Below are 26,436 nucleotides of genomic sequence, written 5' to 3'. Positions count from 1 at the left end.
CCCTAGTCACTTCCTTTACTCAGGTTCCAATGAACAGACAATGAGCGTGCTAACCTACTATCCTAGCAGGTTAGCCTCATTATTCATTATTATTTATTAATGATGGATTCCGCTTTCTTGTTGAATTCATCCATTTCTTTTTGAATGTCTACACCCTTCGTACGATACACTTTTTCAAAGCTACTCAAGAAGCTTTGTGCCGTTTCTTCAAATGTTTTTGTAGAAGGCATTGGAATTGCTGTTGCTAACTGCTCACCGAACACTTTGTAATTCGCATCATCTTCAAGAACTGGATTGTTCCAAGCTTCTTTCGTAGAAGGAAGTGATTTCGTCAATTCCATCCATTTCAATTGGATTTCAGGCTTCGCCATGAACTCTACAAATTTCAGTGATGCATCCTGATTTTTTGTGAATTGGAATACGGACATATTTGCTCCACCAAGAGATGAGAAATTGTTTTCTTTACCTGTTGGTAACACTGCTGTAGCCCACTTACCTTCAAGCTCAGGTGCTTGTTCTTGAATCAAATTAACCATCCATGGTCCACTGATGAACATCGGTGAGACACCCTCGCCACGGAATCCTTGAATCGCATCGATACCAAGATCCATTGGAGCGGACTTATCTGTAAAGAATTGTTGCATGTACTTAACTGAATCTACGAACTCCGGTTGATTGAATAACGGTTTACCATCTGCATCAAACAATTTGGAACCATTTTGACGTGCTAACATAAATGCTAGAGATTGTTCTTTAACATCAAGGGAGAAGCCGTACTTCCCTTCGCCACGAGCAGCTAATTTCTTCGAAACATCAAGCATTTCATCCCATGTTTTTGGTGCTTGATCATAACCTACTTCTTTTAATAGATCTGTACGATAATAAAGAACACGAGTATCAATGTACCAAGGTGCGCTTACATAGCTACCTTCAAATGTTCCAGTTTCAACAGAACCTGGATAAAAGTTCTCTTGTTTCAATCCAGGGTATTTATCTAAATGTGGCGTTAAGTCCATCAATGCTTTAGCATTTGCAAATTCCGGAATCCAAGTTGTACCCATTTGCACAACGTCTGGACCTTTCTTGGATGCAACAGCTGTTAATAGTTTGTCATGTGCTGTATCCCAAGGTAATGTTTGTACCTCAACTTTAATATCTGGATTTTCTGCTTCAAAAAGTTCAGCAATTTTCGGAATCGATTTTGCTTCTTCACCCATACCCCATACACTAATGGTTGTCTTTTTATCACTTGCGTTACCTGTGTCTTCTGAATTTGCTCCACATCCTGTAAGGATCCCCATAACAAGTACAGTAGATGCTAATCCGGTTGCTAATGTTTTTTTACGCATATTTAATTTCCTCCTACATCATGATGTTAGTTAACAAACCTCTTGAATCTCTTGTCTAATATAAGGCTAGACCGGCCTCCCTCGGAATAATAGTAATACCACCCTTTAATTCCCATAACCAACTAAATTATATAAACAAACGTTTTTATCAACTCTATTAAACAATATATAATCGTTTAAGTTGTAATATAAACGTTTCGATAGTCATTATATAACAGGTTGAAATCGTATTCAAGTGGTTAATTTTATTTTTTCGAAACGTTTTCATTATACTAATAAGATGGGTTGACTCCTCATTTAAAGGTGTTTATAATGGTCTTTGTCGATCATAGAAACGTTTCGATGAACTAGGATGTTCCTAAATTACGTTTATAGCTTTACAAGATGGAGGGAATCATATGCCAGAACAACAGTTACGTATATTAATCAATCAAATGTCTATAGAAGAAAAAATTAGTCAGCTTCTTCAATTGGCCGGACCTTTTTTTGAAGGTGCCGAAAGCCAAGGTGAAATAACAGGTCCTATGGAGGCTCTTGGTATATCAGATCATTCCATACGGAATACAGGTTCCGTATTAGGGTTAACCGGAGCTAAAGAAGTCATACAAGTACAAGAAGCACATTTGAAAAATAATCGCCTAGGTATTCCACTATTAATGATGGCCGATATTGTTCATGGATATAAAACCATTTTCCCTGTCCCACTTGCAATCGGTTGCTCCTGGGATATGGATATGGCAGAGAACACTGCTGTGGTAGCTGCCGCAGAAGCTTCAGCCGCTGGTGTACACGTGACGTTCGCACCGATGGTAGACCTTGTACGTGATCCACGTTGGGGAAGAGTTATGGAATCTACCGGAGAAGATCCTTTCCTTAATAGTGAATTTGCACGAGCCTTCGTTAGAGGGTTCCAAGGAACAGATTTAACACAAGATCGCTCTCGTGTAGCTGCTTGTGTGAAACATTTCGCCGCCTACGGTGCCTCAGAAGGTGGTCGTGACTACAATACAGTGGATATGTCCGAACGGCAATTGCGTGAATACTATCTACCGGCTTACCGTGCAGCATTAGATGAAGGTTGCGAGATGGTGATGACGGCATTTAATACAGTTGATGGCATACCAGCTACTGGTAACCGTCGTCTGATGAGAGATTTACTTCGAGATGAATGGGGCTTTGACGGTGTCTTAATTTCCGATTGGGGCGCAGTGAAAGAGATGATTCCTCACGGGATTGCAGCGGATGAAGCTGAAGCTGCTTACAAAGCTATTCAAGCTGGTGTTGATATTGAAATGATGACACCTGCCTATGAACATCATCTAAAAGGACTGATCGAGAACGGTCAAGTGGACGAATCCCTCGTTGATGAAGCCGTCATGCGTATTTTGAAATTGAAACAAAAACTAGGCTTATTCGATAACCCGCATCGTGGCGCTAGTATCGAGCTTGAACAAGAGCTTATATTATCAGCAACACATCGTGAAGTTGCGCGAGATGCAGCCGCTAAATCTTGTGTGTTATTGAAGAATGACAATGTTCTACCTTTAAAAGAAGAGCAAAAGATAGCCTTGATAGGTCCATTCGCTCAAAGTGGCGATATTCTCGGTCCATGGTCATGGATGGGATCGAAAGAAGAAGCTATCCAGGTATACACCGGTATCGTTAATCTAGTAGGTTCTTCGAATATCACTACCGCACAAGGTTGTGATATTGAGACGGGGACCGAAGCTCAATTGGCAGAAGCGTTATTAGCTGCGCAAGATGCCGATGTCATTGTACTCGCATTAGGTGAGCATTCCGATATGAGCGGCGAAGCTGGTAGCCTTGCAGATATTCGTCTCCCTCAGATTCAGCTCGAATTAATCGCTGCATTACAATCGTTGAACAAGCCTATGGTTACGGTTCTCTTTAACGGTCGTCCGCTCGATTTACACGGGGTCTACGACCAAGTGGATGCCGTACTTGAAGCTTGGTATCCAGGAACTGAAGGCGGAGCAGCCATTGCTGAGTTATTATATGGCAGACAGAATCCATCAGCTCGATTAACCATGTCATTCCCATATTCCGTAGGTCAAGTACCTGTCTATTACAATCATTTCAATACAGGTCGTCCACAAGGCGCACCGGATGCACAAGTACGCTATGTATCGCAGTACTTGGATATCCCTAATGAACCTTTATTACCTTTCGGATATGGTCTTAGCTATACAAGTTTTGAATATAGCGAAGCGTCTGTATCATCTACAACGATGACGATGGAACAACCTTTGACCATCAAGGTACGTGTCACCAACTCAGGCGAAAGTACGGGTGAAGAACTTGTACAATTATATATCCGTGACTTAGTAGGAGATGTCGTACGTCCAGTCAAAGAATTAAAAGCCTTCCGCAAAATTATATTAGAACCGAACGAGAGTAAAGAAGTTAGCTTTATATTAACGGAAGAACAGCTTCGCTATCATCATTCAAACTTAGAATTCAAGAGTGATCCCGGAGACTTTCATGCATATATCGGCAGCAATAGTCGAGACGTTACGGAACTGAAATTCACATTAACCAAGTAGGGAAAGCGAGTGGGGAAAATGACAATGAGGAATAATTCGAATTTTCAAATACAATCCAATAACTTAGCATTTACATTTATGAATAGCGGAGATATCCGTGAAATACTTATGAATCAGACGATGATTAATCAATGGATCGCCAATCCTTTAGATGGATCACTAAACAATTTATACCTTCGTATACACAACGATTCCGGCATGAATATCACGCCACTACTTGGTATTCAATCAACCAGTGAAGTAAGCTATACCGACTCTCAAGTGATCTATAACGGCATATTCGAATCTCTTCGCTATCGTGTAACGTTCACGTTAACACCGATGAATATTTGGTTCTGGGATGTTCAAGTTGAAGGAAAAGGCGAAGTTGTTGATGTCATTTACGGACAAGATATGGGTCTAGCAGATCAAGCAGCTGTGCGCTCGAACGAAGCCTATCTCTCACAGTATATTGACCATGCCATGTTTGAAGATGCTGAGAAAGGATACGTCGTATGCTCACGTCAGAATATGCCACAAACAGGCGCATTCCCTTATATCCAACAAGGTTCATTAACGAAGTCCGTAGGCTTCTCAACAGATGGATTCCAATTCTTTGGTCTATCTTATAAATCTACGAATCAAGCTGCTGCACTTCAGCAGACACAATTAAATAATGAAGTCTATCAATATGAATTTGCTTATACTGCTTTGCAATCCGAACAGGTAACACTCGATGGGACTGCACATTTTGTATTCTACGGGCTATTCAGAGCAGATCATCCGAGTGCCATTACATCGCTTGAATTCAATCAAGAAATTGCAGAAGCATGGGAGTACGTATCTGAACTTAAAGAAGCAGCAACTATATCCATTAGTAAAGTAAGCATTGGATCTCATATCGCTTCACCATTAGTAACCGAATCTATGACATTAGAAGAAGTGAACACACTCTTCCCTAACCGTCACCAAGAAGAGTGGCAAGGTGAAGAATTGTTGTCCTTCTTTACAGATACGCACGAACATATTGTATTGAAAGCTAAAGAATTGCTCGTAGAGCGCCCACATGGTCACATTCTAATGACTGGTGATAACGCACGTTTAAATAGTCACATATTAACAACAACTTCGTATATGTATGGTATATTCAACTCACAATTAGTTGTTGGAAATACGTCTTCCAACAAAATGATAACAAATGCTCGTAACGCGTTGAACGTAATGAAAACGTCTGGTCAACGCATTTACATTGAACTTGAAGGTTCTTATCACCTACTTACCATGCCTTCCATGTTCGAAATGGGCTTCAACTATGTTCGCTGGCACTACAAAATGGCTGATGATATGATCATCATCACGAATCACACAACGGTAAATACACCCGAATTGCACTTACAAGTTCGTTCTGCAAACGGTAAATCCTATCGTTATCTCGTAACGAATCAAGTCGTAATGAATAATAATGAGTACGTCACACCGTATCACATGGAACAGTCTGATTCCGTACTTACATTCCGTGCAGATCCAGCATCAGATAGTGCAAATACGCTTCCGAAGCTCTGCTATCGCATGCAATTCACAGGTGCTGATATGACAGTGCAAGACGAAACATCATTGGCTAAACATGTGGATGCCGGATCAACTTCACTTGTGGTCCTTGAACTATCTATGACAAGTGAGTGGCATATGACAGCTCAAGGATTAATTGATGGTGAAATTATTCCTTTCGGAACTTCCGATGCAACTACCGAGATCGCTTCGTATCGTGCGTTCTTTGAACAAGTGATGAACGGATTTAACCTAAATCATCCCGAAGGTCTTACCGATGAGATTCAAAAAGTAAACGCACTAGCATGGTGGTACACACACAATATGCTAGTACACTATTCCGTTCCACACGGATTAGAGCAATACGGTGGTGCAGCCTGGGGTACGCGTGATGTATGCCAAGGTCCTATAGAATATTTCATGGCGACTCAAAAATATGATGAAGTACGTGATATTATTAAAATGGTATTCACTCATCAATATGAGGATGAGGGTAACTGGCCGCAATGGTTCATGTTCGATCAATACTATCGAATTCAACAAGAAGAAAGCCATGGCGACATTATTGTATGGCCACTCAAAATATTAGGTGACTACCTTAACTTTACGAAGGATTACAGTATTCTCCAAGAAGAAGTCCCTTATTCCATCCGTCATACAGGCGAATTAACAGAGAAGACAGCAACCATCTATGATCATGCTAAGAAAGAAATCGATTATATTAAAGGCCATTTCTTACATGATACGCACTTATCTTCTTATGGCGATGGTGACTGGGACGATACACTTCAACCTGCGAATGCACAGTTGAAACAGTATATGGTTAGCAGTTGGACCGTTGCACTCACATATCAAGTGTTTAACCAACTTTCTTCGGCGCTTCTCACTCACGATGAAGCGATGGCTGCTGAATTAAGCGAACTTGCTACAGGTATTCAAGCTGACTTTAATCGTTATATGTTGCAAACCGATGTCATTCCAGGCTTTGTGTACATGGAAGAACCAGGTCAAGCGGAATTGATGCTTCACCCAACAGATACGAAGACAGGCATTCAATACCGCCTCCTTCCAATGACTCGCAGTATGATCGGTGAATTATTAACTGAAGAACAAGCAACAGCTCACTATGAGCTTATTAAGAAAGAACTTTATTGTCCGGATGGTGTTCGCTTGATGAACCGTCCAGCTCAATATGTGGGTGGTGTAAGCTCGAACTTCAAGCGTGCTGAACAAGCAGCGAACTTTGGTCGTGAAGTCGGTCTACAATACGTTCATGCTCACATCCGCTTCGTTGAAGCAATGGCTAAGCTCGGTAAAGCTGATGAAACGTGGAAAGGCCTTGCCATGATTAACCCTATTGGCATCCGAAACGTCGTACCGAATGCTGAATTACGTCAGAGTAACGCTTACTTTAGTAGCTCCGACGGAAAGTTCAATAACCGCTACGAAGCACAGGAACGCTTCAACGAATTACGTACCGGCGATGTCGCTGTCAAAGGCGGTTGGAGAATCTATTCTAGTGGTCCTGGGATCTACATGAACCAATTGATCTCTAACTGCTTAGGTATACGTCATGAAGGTGGCGATCTTATTCTAGATCCTGTCCTACCAACAACATGCGATGGTATGCTATTTGACTTTACCCTCAACGGATATAAGGCACGTTTTGTCTACCATATTACGGGTCAAACCATCAGTCGTGTCACCATAAATGAACAAGATGTTGCTGTAACGCAAACAGCCAATCGGTATCGTGAAGGTGGTAATCGTATCAGCGAGCAACAACTAAGTGATTTGATGAACGAAACGATGAATGAAATCAACATTTATATGTAAAAAATTTATGTGGCGATCTTTCGGGATCGCCATAAAATTTGATATAGTATTAGAATAATGAAGTATCATAATGACGGAGAGAACGTTAGGAGCGAATGTCGTGATCAGCATTAAAGATATCGCTAAAAAAGCCGGGGTTTCAATCTCGACCGTTTCTTATGCGTTAAACAGAAGTTCCAAAGTCACCGAGGAGACCGCATCAAGAATATTAGCTATAGCAAAAGAATTAAATTACGTACCTAATGCAGCTGCTCGAAATTTAAAAAGACGTGAGACTAAAATTATCGGTGCGTTCTTAACAGATTACAATGGTGTATTTTATGGTGATTTATTGCAAGGAATGAAAGAAGTTCTTAACAAAAATGGCTACGATTTAATCGTCTGTAGTGGAAAACAGTCGCATCGTCTGTTGCCAGAGAAAATGATCGATGGCGCTATCGTTCTGGATGCATTATTCTCTAGCGAGGAATTACTACTCCATGCAGAACGTGGTCATAAACTAGTTGTACTCGACAGAGAATTAAAACACCCCAACATCAACCAGGTATTACTCGACAATAAGGCCGGAGCAGGACTTGCTGTTGAATACTTAATTGAACAAGGTCATCGTAAAATCTATATTGTTACAGGACCTCCTGACTCTTTCGATTCGATTCAACGACTACAAGCCGTAAAGCAAACGATCGATAGAAATCAACCTATTGAATGTATTTCCATTCAAGGAAATTTCGATAAATTATCTGGAGAACAAGCGGCACATCAAATTATGCAAGATTATACTGAACCTGTTGCTGTCTTCTGTCTCAATGATGAAATGTCCATCGGCGTATATAATGCCATACAAAAAAGTGATTTCCGAATCGGTGAACATATCCACCTGATTGGATTTGATAACATGGAGCTAACCCAATATACACAACCACGTCTAGCCACCATCGATTATTCAAAGCACAAATGGGGTTCCATTGCTTCAGAGCAATTATTAAAACTTATTGCTTGTGAAGAAGTAGAGCAGGAAAGAATCTATGTTACTTTAATTCAGGGTGATTCTGTACATCCTGTATAATTTCATCCCAAATACAAAGACGAATCCTATCAAACAAGGTAGGATTCGTCTTTGTATTTGCATTTGTTATATTATTCGTTTAATAGGCTGATGGGAAATCACAAAAGAGCAAGCTTATTTACTATGCATAGACCTAATATTTTTTTAAAGAACCATATTGTCAGTAATGCGAGGAGGACCGTATGCTTTATTTCGTAAAAAAACCGTCACTGATATTTATCAGTGACGGTTTTAGGTGTTGGTAATTTATTCGGTAATGGAATTTGTGTTTGCTAGTTCTGCTGGTTCTACTGGATCTATTGGATCTATTGCATTACTTGCTACCAAATAGTATTGCGTCTGATCATTCTTGATCGTTGTATTTGTCGCTAACGCTCCACCCGATACTGTTCCTTGACCGTTTACTAACCAAATCGTTGGTTGTTTATATGCTTCAGAGCCGTTAACTAAGGTTCCAGTAACCGTTAGTACTGAGTTGGATAATCCTTCTGTTTTACCTTTTGATACTTCAATTCCACCAAATTCGTTAGCACTGACGGTAGTTTTTCCAGTTAATTCTACCTCTGATGCATTGACTAAGATACCACCATCTGCACCTCTTGCTGTTACATCTTCAAGTGTAACTTCTGTTGCATTGTAAACCTGAACTCCGTACACGCCCTGCCATTTATTTAGTTCTCCTGCCATTACTACTGATAGATTGTTTATCTTTGTTCCGCTTGCAAGTACAAGGATCCCTTGTCTTTGTCCGTCTGCTAGTGTGTTAAGTGCACCTGTGAAGGTTAATGTCTTACCTCCGCCGTTGATTGTTACGGTATGGTTTACTACTAAAGATTCAGTAATATCTGAAATATCTTCTGTTACATTGATTGTTGTAATTGCTTCTGTTTCTAATGCTGTTTTCAGTTCATCTATATTCGCTACGTTTGCTACTGTTGCTACTGGTGCTTTTGCATTGTCTGCTACCAAATAGTATTGTGTCTGATCATTCTTGATCGTTGTATTTGTCGCTAACGCTCCACCCGATACTGTTCCTTGACCGTTTACTAACCAAATCGTTGGTTGTTTATAGGCTTCAGAGTCGTTAACTAAGGTTCCAGTAACCGTTAGTACTGAGTTGGATAATCCTTCTGTTTTACCTTTTGATACTTCAATTCCACCAAATTCGTTAGCACTGATGATTGTTTCTCCAGTTAATTCTACTTCTGATGCATTGACTAAGATACCACCATCTGCACCTCTTGCTGTTACATTATGAAGTGTAACTTCTATTGCATTGTAAACCTGAATTCCGTAAACGCCCTGCCACTTATTTAGTTCTCCTGCCATTACTACTGACAGATCGTTTATTTTTGTTTCGCTTGCGTTAACAAGGATACCTTGTCTTTGTCCGTTTTCCAGTTTGTTAAGTTCAGTTGTGAAGGCTAGTTTCTTACCTCCGCCGTTGATTGTTACGGTATGGTTTACTACTAATGATTCAGTAATATCTGAAATATCTTCTGTTACATTGATTGTTGTAATTGCTTCTGTTTCTAATGCTATTTTCAATTGTTCTACGTTAGCTACATTCGCCTCTGTTGCTACTGGTGCTTCTACTTTTACTAAAGCTTTTTGTGCCGCTTGGATTGCTGCTGTAGCTGCATTTACTTGTCTTTGAGTATTTGCTGTTGTAACTACATTAGCCGATACTACCGTTTGATAGATTGTCCAGCTGTCTGGCGTGTAATCAGCTTTTGCAACCGCTGCTAAAGTTGCATTGTATGCTGTTAGATCTGCAACATCTGGAGTTGTAACACCACCAGAACCACCACCATTAGAACTTCCACCGTCCGAAGTTGGAGGAGTAGTCGTTGTTACGTTACTCGCTGATCCGCTTACCGTTGTACCTCCGCTAATTTGGACACCACCGACACCTGTAACGCCTGTTACGCCAGGACTAACTACGATTTGCGTCTTAGGAGTTTCAATTTTGGCATCTGTTGCACCGCCCTGTACTTCCACTCTCGTTACTGTACCTGTACCTGTTATCTCCGTATTTGCTGCAGCTGTTACAATAGTAGCTACCGTACCCGCAACCTCTACTTTTGTTTTACTTGCTTCTGCATTAATATCTACAGAATTCACTTTTGATTTAGCATCGATAACGAGCTTCGAATTCTGAGCAGAAATATTAATATCTTTGATAGTTGCGCCAATCGTACTGACCACAATATCTTCTGCTTGAATCTCAACTTTGCCAACAGTACCTTCAATATGAACGTCGTCAGATCCATCATCTATATACACGATTCCAACGTTGGCATCGCCTTTAACCTTGATGCTGACAGCACCGTCTATTCTTGCAACGATCACATTGGAAACATTGGATGTGCCTGTGATAATAATGGAATTCACGCCACCACCACGAACGACCATGCGACCCGTAACCTTCACATTATCTAATGTAACTTCGCCATTACCTACACCATCACCAATAATGAGATCACCACTTACTGTTACGTTCTTCAATGTAACATTCGGTGTATTCACCATAATATTACCTTCAGCAACTGTGGTATATTCGCCTGCTGTTCTAATATATTGTTTAAGAATATTGTCTAATGTTTGAGCAAACTCTGCTCTTGTAATTAATCCCTTGGGATTCAACTTTCCATTGGCTCCCTGAATATAACCACCATTTACAATCGCATAAATATCCCCTTTTGCCCAATCAGATATTTCATTCACATCTGCAAAATTCTTATTGATCGTAGTTGCAGGTTGTAACTTCAATGCTCTTGCGATTACAGCAAACACTTCTTGACGAGTGATGGCCTTGTTAGGATTCATCTTTCCGTCTGAACCTTGGATGACATTCATCTGACTAGCAATTGCTATACTGTCTGCATACCAATCTGTAGATTTGATGTCTGCAAACTTCGAATCATTTTTCGCAGTAGCTCCAAATGCACGTGCAATTACCGTTGCCATTTGGGCTCTCGTCAAATTGTCATTAGGTGAAATCTTCCCATCTGCTCCGCTCAGCAACCCATTCGTTACAGCATTGTTGAGTGCAGCCGTAGACCAATTGTTCGTCATATCCGAAAACACAGGTAGATTAATCTCTGAGCTGCTTCCCTCAGCAGCGTAAGAGATAGGCGGCATCATCCCAACTACCATTACTCCAGTCAACATTACAGATAATAATTTCTTGTTAATCTTCATCATTCAGTTCTCCTCTTATCATGTATTTTCAAGAAGTTTGTAACGAATTCCCACTCTAGTAAATCAGAGCTTGATATAATTCATCATCTTATATAAAATCATCTGAATTCTAGCTAACATTCAGTGATTACAATCCACTACAATCACAGGGGTAATTATACCTATACGACTTTTTAAAATAGACTTCTCTCAATATGGCTAGTTCTTTAGTCTCCACTACGTTGCCATCCATTAAATCCCTAAAGAATCAACATAAGAAAGCGATCCTTCCCAACTCTCTCAGTGTGAAATACCGCCAATACACTATGTCAGTGAACATAAAAACTCCTGATGTACACTATTCAACAAGTATATTTGCTATTTTCTAGTGATTATCAATATATTTACAGGATTATTTCCTGTAATCTAGTCTTAGTTTATGTATTTCTCAAAATTTCCTAGGTGTAATAAATTTGGGTATAATAGCCAAAGACAATGATTTTATACTATCATAGACAAATATTAAACGCTACCAAAATACTACATTATTTTTAGGTCTTAAGACTTAGTACGACAAATAACCCCTTCAAGTGCACTCTTTCCCATAATTATTTGTGGGATTGTACAGAGTCTACTTAAAGGGGTTGCTATTAATTTATATTACAAGCATTAATCACTTGCCTTCATAGAGTCAACCATTTCTATCTTCTTCAACTTCCTATACAAAATCAACTGCACAATAAATGAGAATACCATCGTGATTACCGCAGATGCTATAAAACTTGAGACAGAAATACTTCTACCAAACATTAAGTCTGTTCTTTCTGATGTTCTTACCACAAATGCATGAAGCGCTAATCCGAGCAGCAGTCCGACACCTGTTCCGAATATACTTAGTATGAAAATCTCCCGAAATATATAACCGCCAACTTCTCTATTATGGAACCCAAGCACTTTTAATGTGGCCAGTTCTTTTCTACGTTCACTGATATTTATATTAGTAAGATTATATATAACAACGATAGCAAGCCCACCAGCCGCCATAATAAGCGCAAAGACAACAAAGTTAATGCTAGATAGTAAATTATCATACGATTTCTTGGTTTGTGATACAAATGCTGCACTCGAAACTGTGTCACTCGTTAATAACTTGGTAAGTGCCGCATCCTGCTGCAAATCGTCGGCTATATTGGTGTTTAACATCAACGTATTGTATGAAATGGCTTCACCAAAAGCATTGTTATAATCTGCTTGATTAAGATATATATAACTACCTACATAGTTCTCAGCTATTCCTGTAAGAACGAACTTACCCGTGTCGCCATTAGCATTTTCAAGGGTGAATGTATCTCCCTTTAGTATACCTAAAGCGGACGCAAGCATTTCTGTAACAATCACAGAGGACTTATCCGTAACGATCGATTCACCACTTTGTCTACTCCTCAAATTAACAAAATCTTTGAGAACATTTGGCTCCTTCGGAACATAAACAGTCGTCATAAACCTTTCGTTGTTCCGCGTCGCATATCCTGTCTGACTCGAGACTTCCGTGAAATTATCTACCTTCTTCGTATCATTGATAAACTCATTCACGACCGGATCCACATGATGATCCCCATTTAATTCGATAAGTAGGCCATATTGAAAGATCTCATTAAATTGTGTGTTTGCAATATCCCCTACAGAATCACGCAGGCCGAACCCCGTAACGATCAGGGCCGTACAGCCCCCAATGCCAACGACCGTCATAAAGAAATGTTTCTTATACCGGATAAGATTTCGAGCCGTTGCCTTATACGTAAATTTCATGCGAGACCATATAAAAGGTATCCGTTCAAGAAAAATACGTTTTCCTGCTTTAGGCGAACGGGGCAGCATGAGACTTGATGGTTTTTCCTTGAGCGCATGATAGCAAGCCCATATCGTCGCAATCATCGTACAAACAATAGCCAGAAACGATGAAATTAAGGCCAACCCCCAACTAAAATTTGCAATAAAATCAGGTAAATGATACCCCGATGCATAAGCATTCCACAATATATTTGGTAACACTCGAAATCCTACAAGTAAACCTACGATACTCCCAAGCACCGTTGCAAGGCCGCAATAAACCAAGTATTTAAACATGATCGTACCTTTGCTATATCCTAATGCTTTTAATGTTCCTATTTGTGTTCGTTCCTCTTCGACCATACGCGTCATCGTTGTCAGAGCTACAAGCGCAGCAACAAGAAAAAAGAATATCGGAAATACCGTTGCAATTGATGCTACCTTCTCAGCATTTATTGAAAAGCTAACATAACTAACATTAGCGTTACGATCAAGAACATACCATTTCTGTGTTTCTTGTGAACGAGATTTACCGATTTCTTCAAGCTTTGTAACGATTCCTTCCATTTGTGTATCATATTCCTCTTTAAAGGTGTTCAAATCAGACACACCCAAAGCCGTAATAAATAAATCTGTGTATGCACCAAGCTTATAGTTACTTGCATCTACATACATCATTGCGCTAATTCTTCCGTTACCAATTTTACTTGCTTCGGCTTCTTTGGATAAATATTGGGGATTACTTACAATACCCACTATGGTATACTCTGTGGTGTTATATATTTCACTAGCATTTCCGTAATTTTCATTATCCTCAGATACGCTCATTGTAGTCCCAAGCTCAATTTCAGACAGAAAATTTCCCTTCTGTTCTACCACTGCCTCATTACTAGCCATCGGCATTCTGCCTTGAATTAGCTTTAATTCATTAATAAATCCACCCTCATTGTTATCTAACTTATCCAGGGGTAGCCCATATATCCGAGTCGGCAACACCTCATTATTGTTTGTTTTCATTAATGAATCAGTCACATACGCAGGCATAACCTCATCTATCTCGTCCATAGCGGAGATCACTTCTATATCTGCATTTGTTAATCCCAGGGTAGCTTTAATATGAATATCAGCCATATGACTGTCATCATAATATTTATCAACCGATGCTTGCATATCAGGCGTTGTTGCAAGCAGCCCCGCAAGAAATCCAACACCTAGAGCAACGATGGCGAAGATAGCCACAAACCGTCCAAAACTCTCTTTAATTTCGCGGGTTATCGTCTTAATATAGGTTTTTTTCACGCCTACCACTCAATCCTTTCAACGGGAACAGGATCAGGGTTAATTATCATGTTGGATACCGCTCCATTCTTAAAGTGAATAACACGGTCTGCCATTTGCGTAATTGCTAGGTTATGGGTAATGACAATGACTGTTTTGCCAGTTTGACGGCAAGTATCTTGCAAGAGTTGTAAGATGTTCTTACCTGTGTTGTAATCGAGTGCACCTGTCGGTTCGTCACATAACAGAATCTTAGGATTTTTAGCTAACGCTCTCGCAATGGATACACGCTGTTGCTCACCACCTGAAAGTTGCGCAGGGAAATTTAACATACGCTCCGATAACCCTACTTGCGCTAACACTTCCTTCGCATCCTGAGGGTTTCGGCAAATTTCGGAGGCAAGTTCAACATTCTCTACTGCCGTTAAATTCTGCACCAGATTATAGAACTGAAATACAAATCCTACATCATGTCTTCGGTATTCTGTTAATTGCTTTTCATTTAGGCCACTTATTTCGCTACCATCCAGTCGAATCGTACCACTATCACATGAATCCATTCCGCCAAGCATATTCAGCACAGTTGTTTTCCCTGCACCACTTGGGCCGACAATGACACAAAATTCTCCCTCTTCAATGGAGAAGCTAACATTATCTGTAGCAGCAATCTTTTGTTCACCAATATGATAAAATTTACTTACATTTTCAAATTCCACATAATTACGCATAAGCTATTTCTCCCCTTTATTCATCGTGTCAATGGACAGCTCTATCAATCGAATTAATTCCATTCCATTTACTTCTCCCAAACCTTCCACAAGGATATCAAAGTATCTCTCGACATTGCCTTGCTTCTCCGTTACGAACGACTTTCCTTCTGGTGTTATCATGACACTCATTCTCCGCCTATCATCCTCTGCCATTTTCATTGTGACATACCCCTTCTTTCTTAAGGTTGAAAGAGCAGCCGTAATTCTTGGCCTTGATACATTAAGTTTATCGCTGAGAATCGATGGATTAATTTCCGAATCACTATTCTGACATAAAAAAAAGAGCAAATGGAGTTCCCCTTGTAAGAATTCTGCAAGATGACTGAAGGCTTTCATCTCATACAACCCAGCAAGAGATCCAATTAAATTGTTTCTTAATTCCATTTCTTTCATAAATGAACCTCCAATAATGAATAAAAATAATTAATAATAAATACCATTTACTGTTAACACCGTTCACTATAATCCACAAACTAATTTTTTACAATATAGCCAGATAAATAATCAATAATCATCCCTTCTAAAACTGATTTTTCACTATTCTTAGGGTAAAACTCAAGGTATACTTGTTAAATGTTGGATTATATTTCTCATAGGAGGAAACACAGATGAAATTATGTTTTGAAGGAGAACTAACAACGCTTACGCCTGGTATTCAAGCATTATCTCATGATCTAGGATTCTTCGAAGCCGCTGGCGGGTTAACTGTTAAAGTCGTGCAATCGACAAATGCGGATGAACTGGTAGTTGGATTAAATCAGAACCATGCATACATACATTATGGACAGAAACATCAATTTTTCCGCGGACTTGGTCTTCTCCTACAGCATAGCTCTGGTGGTGAGACGTTCGAACTTCGTGAGAAACAACAGTTCGATACCATCGGACCCATGTTCGATTTATCTCGCAATGCAGTACTAACAGTAGATAGCTTCAAATTCATGCTGAATAAGATGGCTTTAATGGGACTGAACACTGTCATGTTGTATATGGAGGACACGTATGCTATCGAAGGTGAAGCTTATTTTGGCTATATGCGCGGCCGTTATACGCACGCTGAACTGAAAGAGATTGACGATTACGCTGACCAATTCGGCATCGAAGCTTTCCCAAGCATTCAGACGCTCGCTCATCTTGAAGAATTCCTGAAATGGCAGCCCGTGTCGAATTATAAAGATACCAAAGGCGCACTCCTTGTTGGGGAAGACTTAACTGATCTGTTGGTTGAGAAAATGATCGATGCAGCCAGTGCTCCGTTCCGTAGTCGAAAAATCCATGTTGGTATGGACGAAGCAGAGGAACTCGGTCGCGGGAAATATTTAGACAACAACGGCTATAGAAGCCGCTTCGACATCATGACCGAACATCTAGAGAAAGTACTTGACTGTGCTCGTAATCGCGGCTTGAAACCCATGATGTGGAGCGATATGTTCCTCAAGCTTGCTTCAGAGAATAGCAGTGAGTATTACGACAAAGACACACAGATTCCTGAGGAAATGGCTCGTAAGATTCCTAAAGACGTAGATATGGTGTATTGGGATTATGTACATACGGAGAAAGAAGAATACGAGAATTTGATCACGAAGCACCGGAAGCTTGGTAACAATCTAGTGTTTGCTGGGGCTGTATGGATATTTAATACATTTGGGGTCAATTACGGCTTGTCTCTGAATGCTTCCGACACAGCGTTACAAGTGTGCAAACAAGAAGGCATTCGCGAGGTATATGCAACGATGTGGGGCGATGACGGAAATGAAAGTAATCCCTTCATTGCACTGCTAGGTTTACAACTCTACGCAGAACATGCATATTCAGAAGAGAAACCGGATCAGGATCATTTAGCAGCACGGGTCAAGTTCTGCACAGGAATTGATGCCGATACATTCCAACAGCTGAAGTACTTGGACGAAACACCGGGTGCAGAGCCCAATAACCAGAAGCAGAGTAATCCTTCGAAGTTCCTATTGTACCAGGATGTGCTACTAGGACTCTTCGACAAACAGATCGAAGGATTGGATATGGCTGAGCACTATGTTCAGGTTGAGCAAGATATACGTAACCGACGCAACAAGGATGCTGAACTGGATTATTTATTCGAAGTACCTGAGAAGTTATGCGGTGTATTGAAGCGCAAGAGCGAGATTGGGATTGAGTTAAAACGAGCTTATGATACCTTAGATAATGAGACGTTACGACGCATTGCGACAGAAGTGCTTCCCGCAATCTCTGAAGCTGTAAGCGAGCTACGTATAGCTCATCGTCGTCAGTGGCTACGTATGTTCAAGCCTTTCGGGTGGGAAGTGATTGACATTCGTTACGGAGGAGTCGTTAATCGACTCGACACGGCAACGTATCGAATTCTTGATTATGTTGAGGGTAGAATCGATCGAATCGAAGAGCTTGAGCAAGAACGCCTGCTCTATAGCACAACCAATCGATTCACCAATAAAGGAGCCGGTTGGTGCAGTTATTACTACAGAATGGCATCGCCGAACGTATTCTTCCACATCATTAATCCATTTTAACAAAATGACGACCACTCCCGATTCCTATCGGCAAGTGGTCGTCGCTTTTTATCTATGTTTTATTTTATTAATTCCATTGATCAACAGTCCATCTCTCTTATGTCCCTTCTCAATAAAGAACATAGACACGGCGCCTAATCCCACATGAGTCCCTACGGCTACACCCATTTGCATGATGAATATTTCACCTTTAAATGCTGTTTCTTCCCTGATCTTGTCCATCAAGTGTTCAGCAATCGTTCTCTCTGAAGTGAAACCTATAATAATGAAATCTGTAACTTCCCAATCATTTCGTAGGTTGAATTCTTTCACATAATGGTTTAATACGCCTTTTAATCCTCTTTCCTTAGCTACAATAGCCCCTTTGCCTTGTCTCATAGACATGATCGGTTTGATTTTTAGAATCCTGCCTATTAGAGCGCTTGCATTGGTAAGCCTACCACTCTTAATAAGATGATTTAGATCATCTACACAGAGAAAGTGTTTTACATTATTTTTATACGATTCATTGAATTGTATTAATTCTTCAAAAGTACATCCATTCGCTCTCAACATAGCAGATTTCAGCGTTAGCCATCCACTACCATGACTCATAGATCTGGAATCTACGACGTGAATTTTAATAGAAGAGTCCGGATGATCATCAAAAAAAGTTTCTTTGGCTATTTCAGCGGATTGAAAGGATCCACTTGTGCCACTCGACATACAAATACATAGTATCTCTGTATATCCATCTTCTATTGCTTCATTTATGATATTCAAATATTCTGTTGGGTTTGGCATCGACGTCGTAGGGGCTTCTTCTAAATTTCCTAGGATTGCATAGAAATCATCAGGCTGTATATCAATCTTATCTCTACACTCTTGACCGTCTATCATTATCATTAATGGTGCGATTCCGATGTTATATTTCTCAATCATTTCTTCTATCAAATCACAAGTAGAGTCAGCCATAATCTTAATCATCTTTGTCCCCCAAAGAAAAAGAAGTAGGGCGTTATTTCGTTCCCTACTTCTCTTATATTTTTGTATCTAAATTATAGTATTCTTGATTTTCTATAGACTAACTTAATACGTTACCTAGCGTCAATGAAACTTGTCACTTATTGTCGAATTACAAGTTATCCCGTTCACCAACTATACACAAAAAAGAACTGCTGACCCTAAAGATCAGCAGTTCTTTAACAATCAAAGACACAATAAGTACACACTTGTTGTTTAATTGAATGACATCCAGATCGTATCCCCAACAACCTCGAACTGCTGCTTGTACCAGAAATTGCGTGATGTCGTTATAGGATATACATACATTTTCTTATTAGGATATTTCTCTTTGAGCCAATCCATAAAGAAGGCCGCATAACCATTACCTTCAAATTCTTTCAATACATCCAATGCTTCTATAAATATAAAATCTGATTTGTTTTTAATATCTATATAGAAATCTTTTTGTAGATATCTCTCATCATCACTGAAATAATCTTGTTCCGCCTTCTGGACTAACTGCTTCCCACTTTTATATTCCCAAATCGCGGCATACCCGACCATCGTATTGTCATCTTCAATGACATATAATTCTTCAGGTAGTTCCGAGATATCCTTCTTACTCAATTCCCCAGAATGATACCCAGAGGTTAATTCAGCTAAGACAGTTTGTAAGTCTTCATCAAATGTTTTTGTAGTAATCTTAGGCATTTTCGATCTCCTTTGTGCTATTTATCGCATTTTTCAATCCATTGTTCTACCGTTATTTTTTTACTAAGTTCTCCGATTAAAGCATATGGTATTTGATTCATATTCTTAAACCGAATACAACTTTTCCCCATATCGAGCTTCGTCTTCATATGTTTAGGATACTCTTGTACGAACCAATTTAACAGCTCTTGATCTGCGTATACACCCATGTGATAAATAGCTACTAAGTTTTTCTGAGAAGCAATACTCATAAATGGTAATGGTTCTTTGGGATTACAATGATACCCCGCAGGATAAAGTGAATGTGGTACCACATAACTGATGAACCCGTAACTCATGGTCTCTTTAAATCCTACAGGAAGACTCTCCAGTATAACCTTTCTTAATTCTGAAATGACTGCCTTTCGATCCTCAGGTAACTGATTTATATAATCTTCTGGTGAGTTAGCATCATACATCATAATCATCACTCCTTATGCTAATATTCATCGAACTTTAAGTCATCATATGATTCTTGTCCATAATACGCTATAACAACATTACCTTTCAATAAAAGAGCATGTACATATATACATAAAGAAACCGCCACGCAAACGCGGCAGTCATGTATGGTCAACATAATCACACAATACTGATTACTCGAATCTGTATATCATTTCGTTTACTCAAATCAATAAATTCATCGTCGACTTTAATTAGCGGTGTCTCTATGTTATGAGGATTCAATGATACGACCTCACCCATTCGCCCATCTGTCAAAACAACATTCTCTCCAACCATTCGCTTCATAATGTTATCTAGAAATACAGAAACAATGATAGGATCAAGTTCCCCAAATATCCCTCTCCTCATTTGACTTACAATTTCATGAAATGGGATTGGATCGTGATATGGGCGTTTAGATGACATTGCATGAAAAATATCAGCCACAGCCACAATTTTGCTAAAGTAATCTACTTTATCTCCTTTAAGCCCTAAAGGATATCCCTTACCATCATTACGCTCATGATGCTGCAGTGCTACTAACGGAATTCGTTGGTTTAAACCAACCGTCTCCTTCATAATCTCGTAGCCATAAATCGTATGTTTTTTGATCACCGCAAATTCATCATTCGTTAATTTCCCTGGTTTATTTAATATTTCAATCGGTACTTTAACTTTTCCAACATCGTGTAACGTAGCTGCAAGAGACAAAATTGAGATTTCAGATTCAGATAAATGTAGCCACCTACCAATTAAAGTAGATATTATTCCCACGCCGATATTGTGCTGGTATGTATATTCATCTGTTGCCTTTACGACATCAAATAGTTGAAAAATATTAGTGTTATTAGCTGCTTCTTGAACGAACGGAAGAATGCCTTTCCTTATTTCCATTAATGGAATCTTTCCAGACGCTTCAATGGAATGGAATATAGTCTTCGACGTATTCACAACTTTTTTTATGGAATTGTCAGATATTTTTTTATTGTCTGATATGAATGAAATGGAAATGGGGTCAATGATATGATTTCTCAAAAACTTAATATGATCATCTTGAATTTTTGTTAGCGCGGGTATCAAAGACACCCCATGCGCATTCGTAATATCATTTTTTATCGTTCTACCTAATAAGCTATCCATTGCCATTGATTCCCTCCCACAAACCATGTTTACTGCCTTCACTTTATAGTGACACTTTCTGCCTAGTGTCCATTAATGACTAACTTTTTGTTATCCTGGTTATTACGGCATCGTTTGCCTCTATACATGTTCTTATCAGCAATCTTAATAAGATCATTTAATTCCACACCCTCATCTGGATAGATTGCATGTCCGATAGATGCAGATACATTCACTGAAATCCGAGATGATAATTTATTGAATCCATTGTGGAGGGAAAGGTAGCGCTCATTCAGTTCTGATACTTCTGTACACGGGAAAACACATACAAATTCATCGCCGCCCCACCTAATTAAATAATCCAAATGTCCGCACTCTTTCTCAAGAGCATTTGCAATCATTTGTAGCACACGATCGCCCGTTGTATGTCCATAATGAACATTTATTAATTTGAAATTGTCTACATCAATTAGAAAGATGAGAAGCTTCTGCGCTCTGCGATCCGACCTACTTTTCAATTTCGGGAATTTATCTACCATGAATCGACGATTGTAGCTTCCCGTCATCAAATCCTTTTCCGAAAGGTATTTGACCTTATCATATTGCTTGCCTAGCTTCCATCCTAGAAATAGGAAGAACGCTGAAACAAATAAATACATGATATCTATGTAACCATTGACTATGTCGTTATAGACAATTAACCCGACCGCGCTCATAACAACAATAACCAAGGATATGATGCGTCCTTTATATTTCATGTGTAATAACCACCCCCTATATATTCATGTACTAAAAATTAAACTCTAGCTGTTCATATGGGACACCTGACAAACCCCGAGCCTATTCGTAATATATCTTTAATTTTATCAATCTTTTCGACATAAAAATATCCCCCGTTTGGGGGATACCATCAATCCAGTATGTTTAATTCCTTGGCTCGTTGTAAAGCTTGTACGCGGTTACTGACTCTTAGCTTCCTGTACACATTTTTTATATGCGACTTTACAGTTTCACCCTTAATGCTCAGGTCATAGGCGACTTCCTTGTTCGATAATCCATTGCCTATCAACCTTATGATCTTTGTTTCTTGTTCTGTTAATATTTCTTTAAGCGACAGCTCATCTTCCGGTGTGATATTCATGACTTGAAGTAGCTGTTTCACATACGTTAAGGATACTTGTAGAGGATTCCTCAACCGACTATTCGTTTGTTGATCCTTCAAATAAATAGATAACAGCACTCCCATCATAGGGCCTTCATCTATAAAACTTCGAATGTAACCTTCCGGTTCTCCCAAGTGTAGTGCACCTTCTAATGCAACGAGCGCATGCTCCGTTTGACTTACTCGCTGAAGCGTCATACTTTGCAGAATAAGTACCTTAATCCGATCCCGTAGACGATCTTCCTTCATCAATAAAAGATGCAATCTTTCCAACAAATCTAGCGCTTCTTCCGTTCGTCCACATTCTCCAAGCACTCTAGCCAAAGCTAAATGCTCGGCCACACGAACCATTGAAACCTCATTGGTATGCGCCATCTCATATCTTCCCATCCAATCTAAAGCATATTCCGACGAGCCTTGTTGCAGAGAATGAATAGCTTCTTCCGCTTCGATTTTCACCATGAATAATTCATAATCAGGGGAGTCAATCTGCGACTTCACCTTGGTAAGTAATGCTAGTGCACCATCAGGATCGCCTTTGGCTTGCTTAATCCGTGCAGCACTAATCGTATTATGTATAACTATTCGAGCAAAGGGTTCTATATCCTTACGTCCCAGCGCCTGATTGACATAGAACTCTGCCTCATCCAACCGATTCCACTCGTACAGCAATTTACTGTAAGAAGCATATAAGTAACCGATAAAAGGATACACCTTTTTTTTCTTCCATACTTTAATCCACTTCACGAGAAATGTATCTGCCGCATGCAAATCGTCAATAAACGCCAAATGATCATCAAACGAATCATAACCTTGAAATCTATTACGTCCCATCGTTTGAAATAAACTACCTTCAGGCATATATCGTTCTACCAACTCAAAATATTCCGAAGTTTGCACCAGATCTTTCTGAAGATACGAGGTGACCGCACAAAAAAAGTAAATGTTACCTATGACCTGATTCCATTCCGTCCCTGGCAATTTATCATGTAATGCTTGGAACCATAGCTCAGCTTGTTTCACCCTTCTAAAAGCAGCTTCCCATTCCCCTACCCCTAGTAATATAGATATATAGAACATTTCGATCATCGGCTTCTCTGCAAAGGAGTTGTCCGGCAACACAGACACCCATCGATTCAACGTTACACTCTTGGATTGCATCAAGGTATGCAGATTTTTCTCAATTAGTCGAACAACATCGGTATACTGCTTTCCCTCTAAGTAGTGCTCAACTGCTTCTTCATCAAATCCCGCATTCTCTAGCCAGTATGCTGCACGGATATGCGCTTGCTCCCATTGTCCTGGATCTGACTCCCATAATACCCGACGTAAGAATTCTGAGAACAAATGATGATATCTATACCAATTTCTATTGTCATCTAGAGGAATAATAAACAAATTTAATTGTTCTAACTTCTCCAATTGTTCCTGAGCGTTCAATTGACCCGTTACTGCCTGACATAACGAATGGTTCAATCGATTTAATATGGACGTATTCAATAAGAACTCTCGGAGGGACTCGGATTGATGACGTAGTACTTCCTCTAATAAATAATCAGAGATATGATGATGTTGACCACTAAATCGATGGATTGATTCAGCTATATTATCACTACGCTTCAGAGAAATCGCTGCCAACTGCATTCCGGTTACCCAACCCTCTGTCTGCTTGAAAAGTTCAGTAACTTGCTCCTTCGAAAGCAATAAATCCGTTGTATCATGAAAAAAATTAAGCCCTTCATCCAGTTGAAAGCGTAAATCCTGTATGTTGATTTGAAATAATTCGCCCCTCGCGAGAAGTCGAGCAGTAGGCATCATTAAATCCGTACGACTTGCGATATAAATATGAATATGTGGAGGCAAATGGTCGATCAAATAAATAAAGGAATGATGTATGGCAGGTAGCTCTATCAAATGGAAATCATCGAGAATAAAGATCAGTTCACTTGATAACGCATTCAGTTCATTCAGTATCTCCGAAATCACACGCTCATATTGTACCGAAGTACCTTTTTCAAGGAGAGGGAAAATACGCTGACCATACCCCGGAACTCTCATCTCGATGGACGTCGTCATATAACTCCAAAATCGTATCCAATCATTATCTTGATTATCTAACGAGACCCACGCCACCGGTTCACTACATTGTTTCGCCCATTCACTTAATGCTGTTGTTTTCCCATATCCAGCATGTGCAGAAACAAGTGTCAACTTTGCTGATCTTCCTTCATCAAGTTTGCTCATCAGTCTCGGGCGACACACCAATGAATTACGTACATGGGGTATATATAATTTTGTACTTACAATCATTAATAACTCCTCCGTATTCTTACGTTCCAAGAAGGCATTTCATATATGAATAGATAGAATAATTAATTCGGATACCCACTCAAACTCACAATAATTGTATCAATATTCGACTAATTCTACCAATTATCTTTCAAGACTAGATACATTCATTTAATGTTATATTTCATAACACATAAAGTAATAATTATAATATTTATTATTATTTTCAATAAAGTTAGTATTTAATCGAATTCGGCAATATTAGGAACTATACTAGTTATTAAAGCGTTTTATCACCGTATTCACTATTTGCGTTTCAGTGTATCTCGTCGATATAATCTGGTTATCAGTCATCGAATGTGTTATATAAATTAACATTATAGGTGATAATACATACTTTTATTGGGGGTAACATTATGAAACTATCAAAGTCAACAGCACTGAAAACCACTTTTGCAGCTAGTCTAGCTTTTACAGCTCTCTTTTCAACAATTACCGTGTTACCTAATTCACATGCTTATGCTGCCGAAGCCATTGTATCTGCTGAATCAGCTCCTAAACTTCCTAAGGTACAAGTGATTGCAACAGGTGGAACTATCGCAGGTAAATCTGTGGATGAAACAAGCTTCCAGAATTACAGAGCCGGTACGTTATTAATGGAGGATATGGTAAAAGCACTCCCTAATAAAGACCAAATCGCTGATGTATCAAGCTTTCAATTTGGTAATGCCGGTTCTAGTTCCTATACGATGCAACAATTATCTAGTCTTTCTTTAAAAGTGGATCAAATACTCGAAACACAGGATGCGGTAGTCGTGACAACAGGTACAGATACGATGGAAGAAATCGCATATTTCCTTGACCTTACAGTACGCAGCGCCAAACCAGTTGTGGTAACAGGTTCCATGCGCCCTTGGACAGTTATCGGAAGTGACGCACAAGCTAATCTATACAATGCTATCAAGTTAGCTGCAAGTGGAAAAACGAAATATTACGGAACAGTCGTGATGCTTAATGATGAGATTCATGCCGCAAGAGATGTCACCAAAACCAATGCAACGCGAGTGGATACATTTGAAACGCCTATGATGGGTATGTTGGGATATATCGATGAGAAGAACATTCGTATGTATCGCGCTAATTCTAGAGCACTTCTAAGTGCCGATAAATGGGCAACACCTTTCGATCTTAGAACGATCAAGAGTAGCAATATGGCGAAGGTGGAAATAGCTTATTCTTATCAGGAGGCTGGAGCTGGAGCGATCAACGGATTTGTCCAGGACGGTGCTAAAGGTATTGTTACTGCGGGAACAGGAGCTGGTGGTGTTTCCAAAGCCATTGGAGAAGCTCGCACGAAAGCTATTAAAGAAAAAGGAGTTATCTTCGTATCCACAACTCGTACAGGTTCGGGCAGTAGCTACTCATCCGGTGATGGTATTATTGCAGGAGACAGCTTAAACGCTGCACATGCTCGCATACTACTACAGCTAAGCCTTTCATTTAGTAAAGATTTCAAAACGATCCAAGGATGGTTTGATACTTACGGATCTGGCCAAGTTAACATTCCAACGAAATAATCGAAATCACATTGTTAAATCAAGATTATTACTTACCAAGGTAGAACATCCCAATCAATTTAAAGCCTAAAAAGCTGCACCAACGAATTCGTTGGTGCAGCTTTTTAGTGTTATTACTTCAGTTTCGCTACACTCACAGCTATCTTCTCGATTTGCGCCTTGCTTAAGGAATGATCTTATTCT

At 39.6% G+C, this 26,436-nt stretch carries 16 protein-coding genes; 5 read left to right on the top strand and 11 right to left on the bottom strand.

Annotated elements, in window-relative coordinates:
- Positions 1–89: 89 nt before the first annotated feature.
- On the bottom strand, positions 90–1,349 hold the full coding sequence (locus PBAT_RS03025) for a sugar ABC transporter substrate-binding protein (protein ID WP_068646426.1): 1,260 nt from the start codon (positions 1,347–1,349) through the stop codon (positions 90–92).
- A 398-nt stretch (positions 1,350–1,747) separates the two neighbouring features.
- Between PBAT_RS03025 and PBAT_RS03020 the strand changes: the two genes are divergently transcribed.
- The 3 genes from PBAT_RS03020 (at position 1,748) to PBAT_RS03010 (ending at position 8,342) form a co-directional block, all read left to right on the top strand.
- Positions 1,748–3,913 carry a glycoside hydrolase family 3 N-terminal domain-containing protein gene (locus PBAT_RS03020; RefSeq protein WP_068646424.1) on the top strand — a complete coding sequence of 722 codons (2,166 nt, stop codon included), beginning with the start codon at positions 1,748–1,750 and terminating at the stop codon, positions 3,911–3,913.
- An 18-nt stretch (positions 3,914–3,931) separates the two neighbouring features.
- The gene (locus tag PBAT_RS03015; protein ID WP_068646814.1) at positions 3,932–7,276 is read left to right on the top strand and encodes a GH36-type glycosyl hydrolase domain-containing protein; all 3,345 of its coding nucleotides are present in this window, start codon (positions 3,932–3,934) and stop codon (positions 7,274–7,276) included.
- Between the two features lie 100 nt (positions 7,277–7,376).
- A complete protein-coding gene (locus PBAT_RS03010) occupies positions 7,377–8,342 on the top strand; it encodes a LacI family DNA-binding transcriptional regulator (protein WP_068646812.1) in 966 nt (321 codons plus the stop codon).
- Between the two features lie 246 nt (positions 8,343–8,588).
- On the opposite strand, the gene PBAT_RS03005 is transcribed toward PBAT_RS03010, so the two are convergent.
- The 4 genes from PBAT_RS03005 to PBAT_RS02990 form a co-directional block, all read right to left on the bottom strand.
- Entirely contained in the window at positions 8,589–11,549 is a 2,961-nt protein-coding gene (locus tag PBAT_RS03005) for an S-layer homology domain-containing protein (RefSeq protein ID WP_068646422.1), read from the bottom strand.
- Positions 11,550–12,194: 645 nt separating this feature from the next.
- Positions 12,195–14,654: an ABC transporter permease gene (locus tag PBAT_RS03000; protein ID WP_211267813.1), complete on the bottom strand. Its 2,460-nt coding sequence runs from the start codon at positions 14,652–14,654 to the stop codon at positions 12,195–12,197.
- Between the two features lie 2 nt (positions 14,655–14,656).
- Positions 14,657–15,361: an ABC transporter ATP-binding protein gene (locus tag PBAT_RS02995; protein WP_068646418.1), complete on the bottom strand. Its 705-nt coding sequence runs from the start codon at positions 15,359–15,361 to the stop codon at positions 14,657–14,659.
- A gap of 3 nt (positions 15,362–15,364) precedes the next feature.
- The gene (locus PBAT_RS02990; protein WP_068646417.1) at positions 15,365–15,796 is read right to left on the bottom strand and encodes a MarR family winged helix-turn-helix transcriptional regulator; all 432 of its coding nucleotides are present in this window, start codon (positions 15,794–15,796) and stop codon (positions 15,365–15,367) included.
- 215 nt (positions 15,797–16,011) lie between these two features.
- Here PBAT_RS02990 and PBAT_RS02985 point away from each other — a divergent pair, with 215 nt between their 5' ends.
- Entirely contained in the window at positions 16,012–17,928 is a 1,917-nt protein-coding gene (locus PBAT_RS02985; protein WP_068646415.1) for a beta-N-acetylhexosaminidase, read from the top strand.
- A gap of 48 nt (positions 17,929–17,976) precedes the next feature.
- On the opposite strand, the gene PBAT_RS02980 is transcribed toward PBAT_RS02985, so the two are convergent.
- The 6 genes from PBAT_RS02980 to PBAT_RS02955 all read right to left on the bottom strand — a co-directional run bounded on the left by PBAT_RS02980 (position 17,977) and on the right by PBAT_RS02955 (position 24,697).
- On the bottom strand, positions 17,977–18,894 hold the full coding sequence (locus PBAT_RS02980) for a DegV family protein (RefSeq protein WP_068646413.1): 918 nt from the start codon (positions 18,892–18,894) through the stop codon (positions 17,977–17,979).
- Positions 18,895–19,146: 252 nt separating this feature from the next.
- Positions 19,147–19,623, bottom strand: a complete 477-nt coding sequence (locus PBAT_RS02975; protein ID WP_068646411.1) for a GNAT family N-acetyltransferase — start codon at positions 19,621–19,623, stop codon at positions 19,147–19,149.
- 17 nt (positions 19,624–19,640) lie between these two features.
- Complete coding sequence (locus tag PBAT_RS02970; protein ID WP_068646409.1) at positions 19,641–20,084, bottom strand: DUF1801 domain-containing protein; 444 nt, start codon at positions 20,082–20,084, stop codon at positions 19,641–19,643.
- Positions 20,085–20,244: 160 nt separating this feature from the next.
- Positions 20,245–21,252, bottom strand: a complete 1,008-nt coding sequence (locus tag PBAT_RS02965) for an HD-GYP domain-containing protein (protein ID WP_246168472.1) — start codon at positions 21,250–21,252, stop codon at positions 20,245–20,247.
- Positions 21,253–21,308: 56 nt separating this feature from the next.
- Entirely contained in the window at positions 21,309–21,983 is a 675-nt protein-coding gene (locus tag PBAT_RS02960) for a GGDEF domain-containing protein (protein WP_068646407.1), read from the bottom strand.
- Positions 21,984–22,135: 152 nt separating this feature from the next.
- The gene (locus tag PBAT_RS02955; RefSeq protein ID WP_068646405.1) at positions 22,136–24,697 is read right to left on the bottom strand and encodes a winged helix-turn-helix domain-containing protein; all 2,562 of its coding nucleotides are present in this window, start codon (positions 24,695–24,697) and stop codon (positions 22,136–22,138) included.
- Between the two features lie 395 nt (positions 24,698–25,092).
- Here PBAT_RS02955 and PBAT_RS02950 point away from each other — a divergent pair, with 395 nt between their 5' ends.
- Complete coding sequence (locus tag PBAT_RS02950; protein ID WP_068646403.1) at positions 25,093–26,253, top strand: asparaginase; 1,161 nt, start codon at positions 25,093–25,095, stop codon at positions 26,251–26,253.
- Positions 26,254–26,436 lie beyond the last annotated feature (183 nt).

This window comes from Paenibacillus antarcticus (assembly GCF_001637225.1).
GTDB lineage: Bacteria > Bacillota > Bacilli > Paenibacillales > Paenibacillaceae > Paenibacillus_AQ > Paenibacillus_AQ antarcticus.
This window is presented reverse-complemented; position numbering and strand designations above follow the sequence as displayed.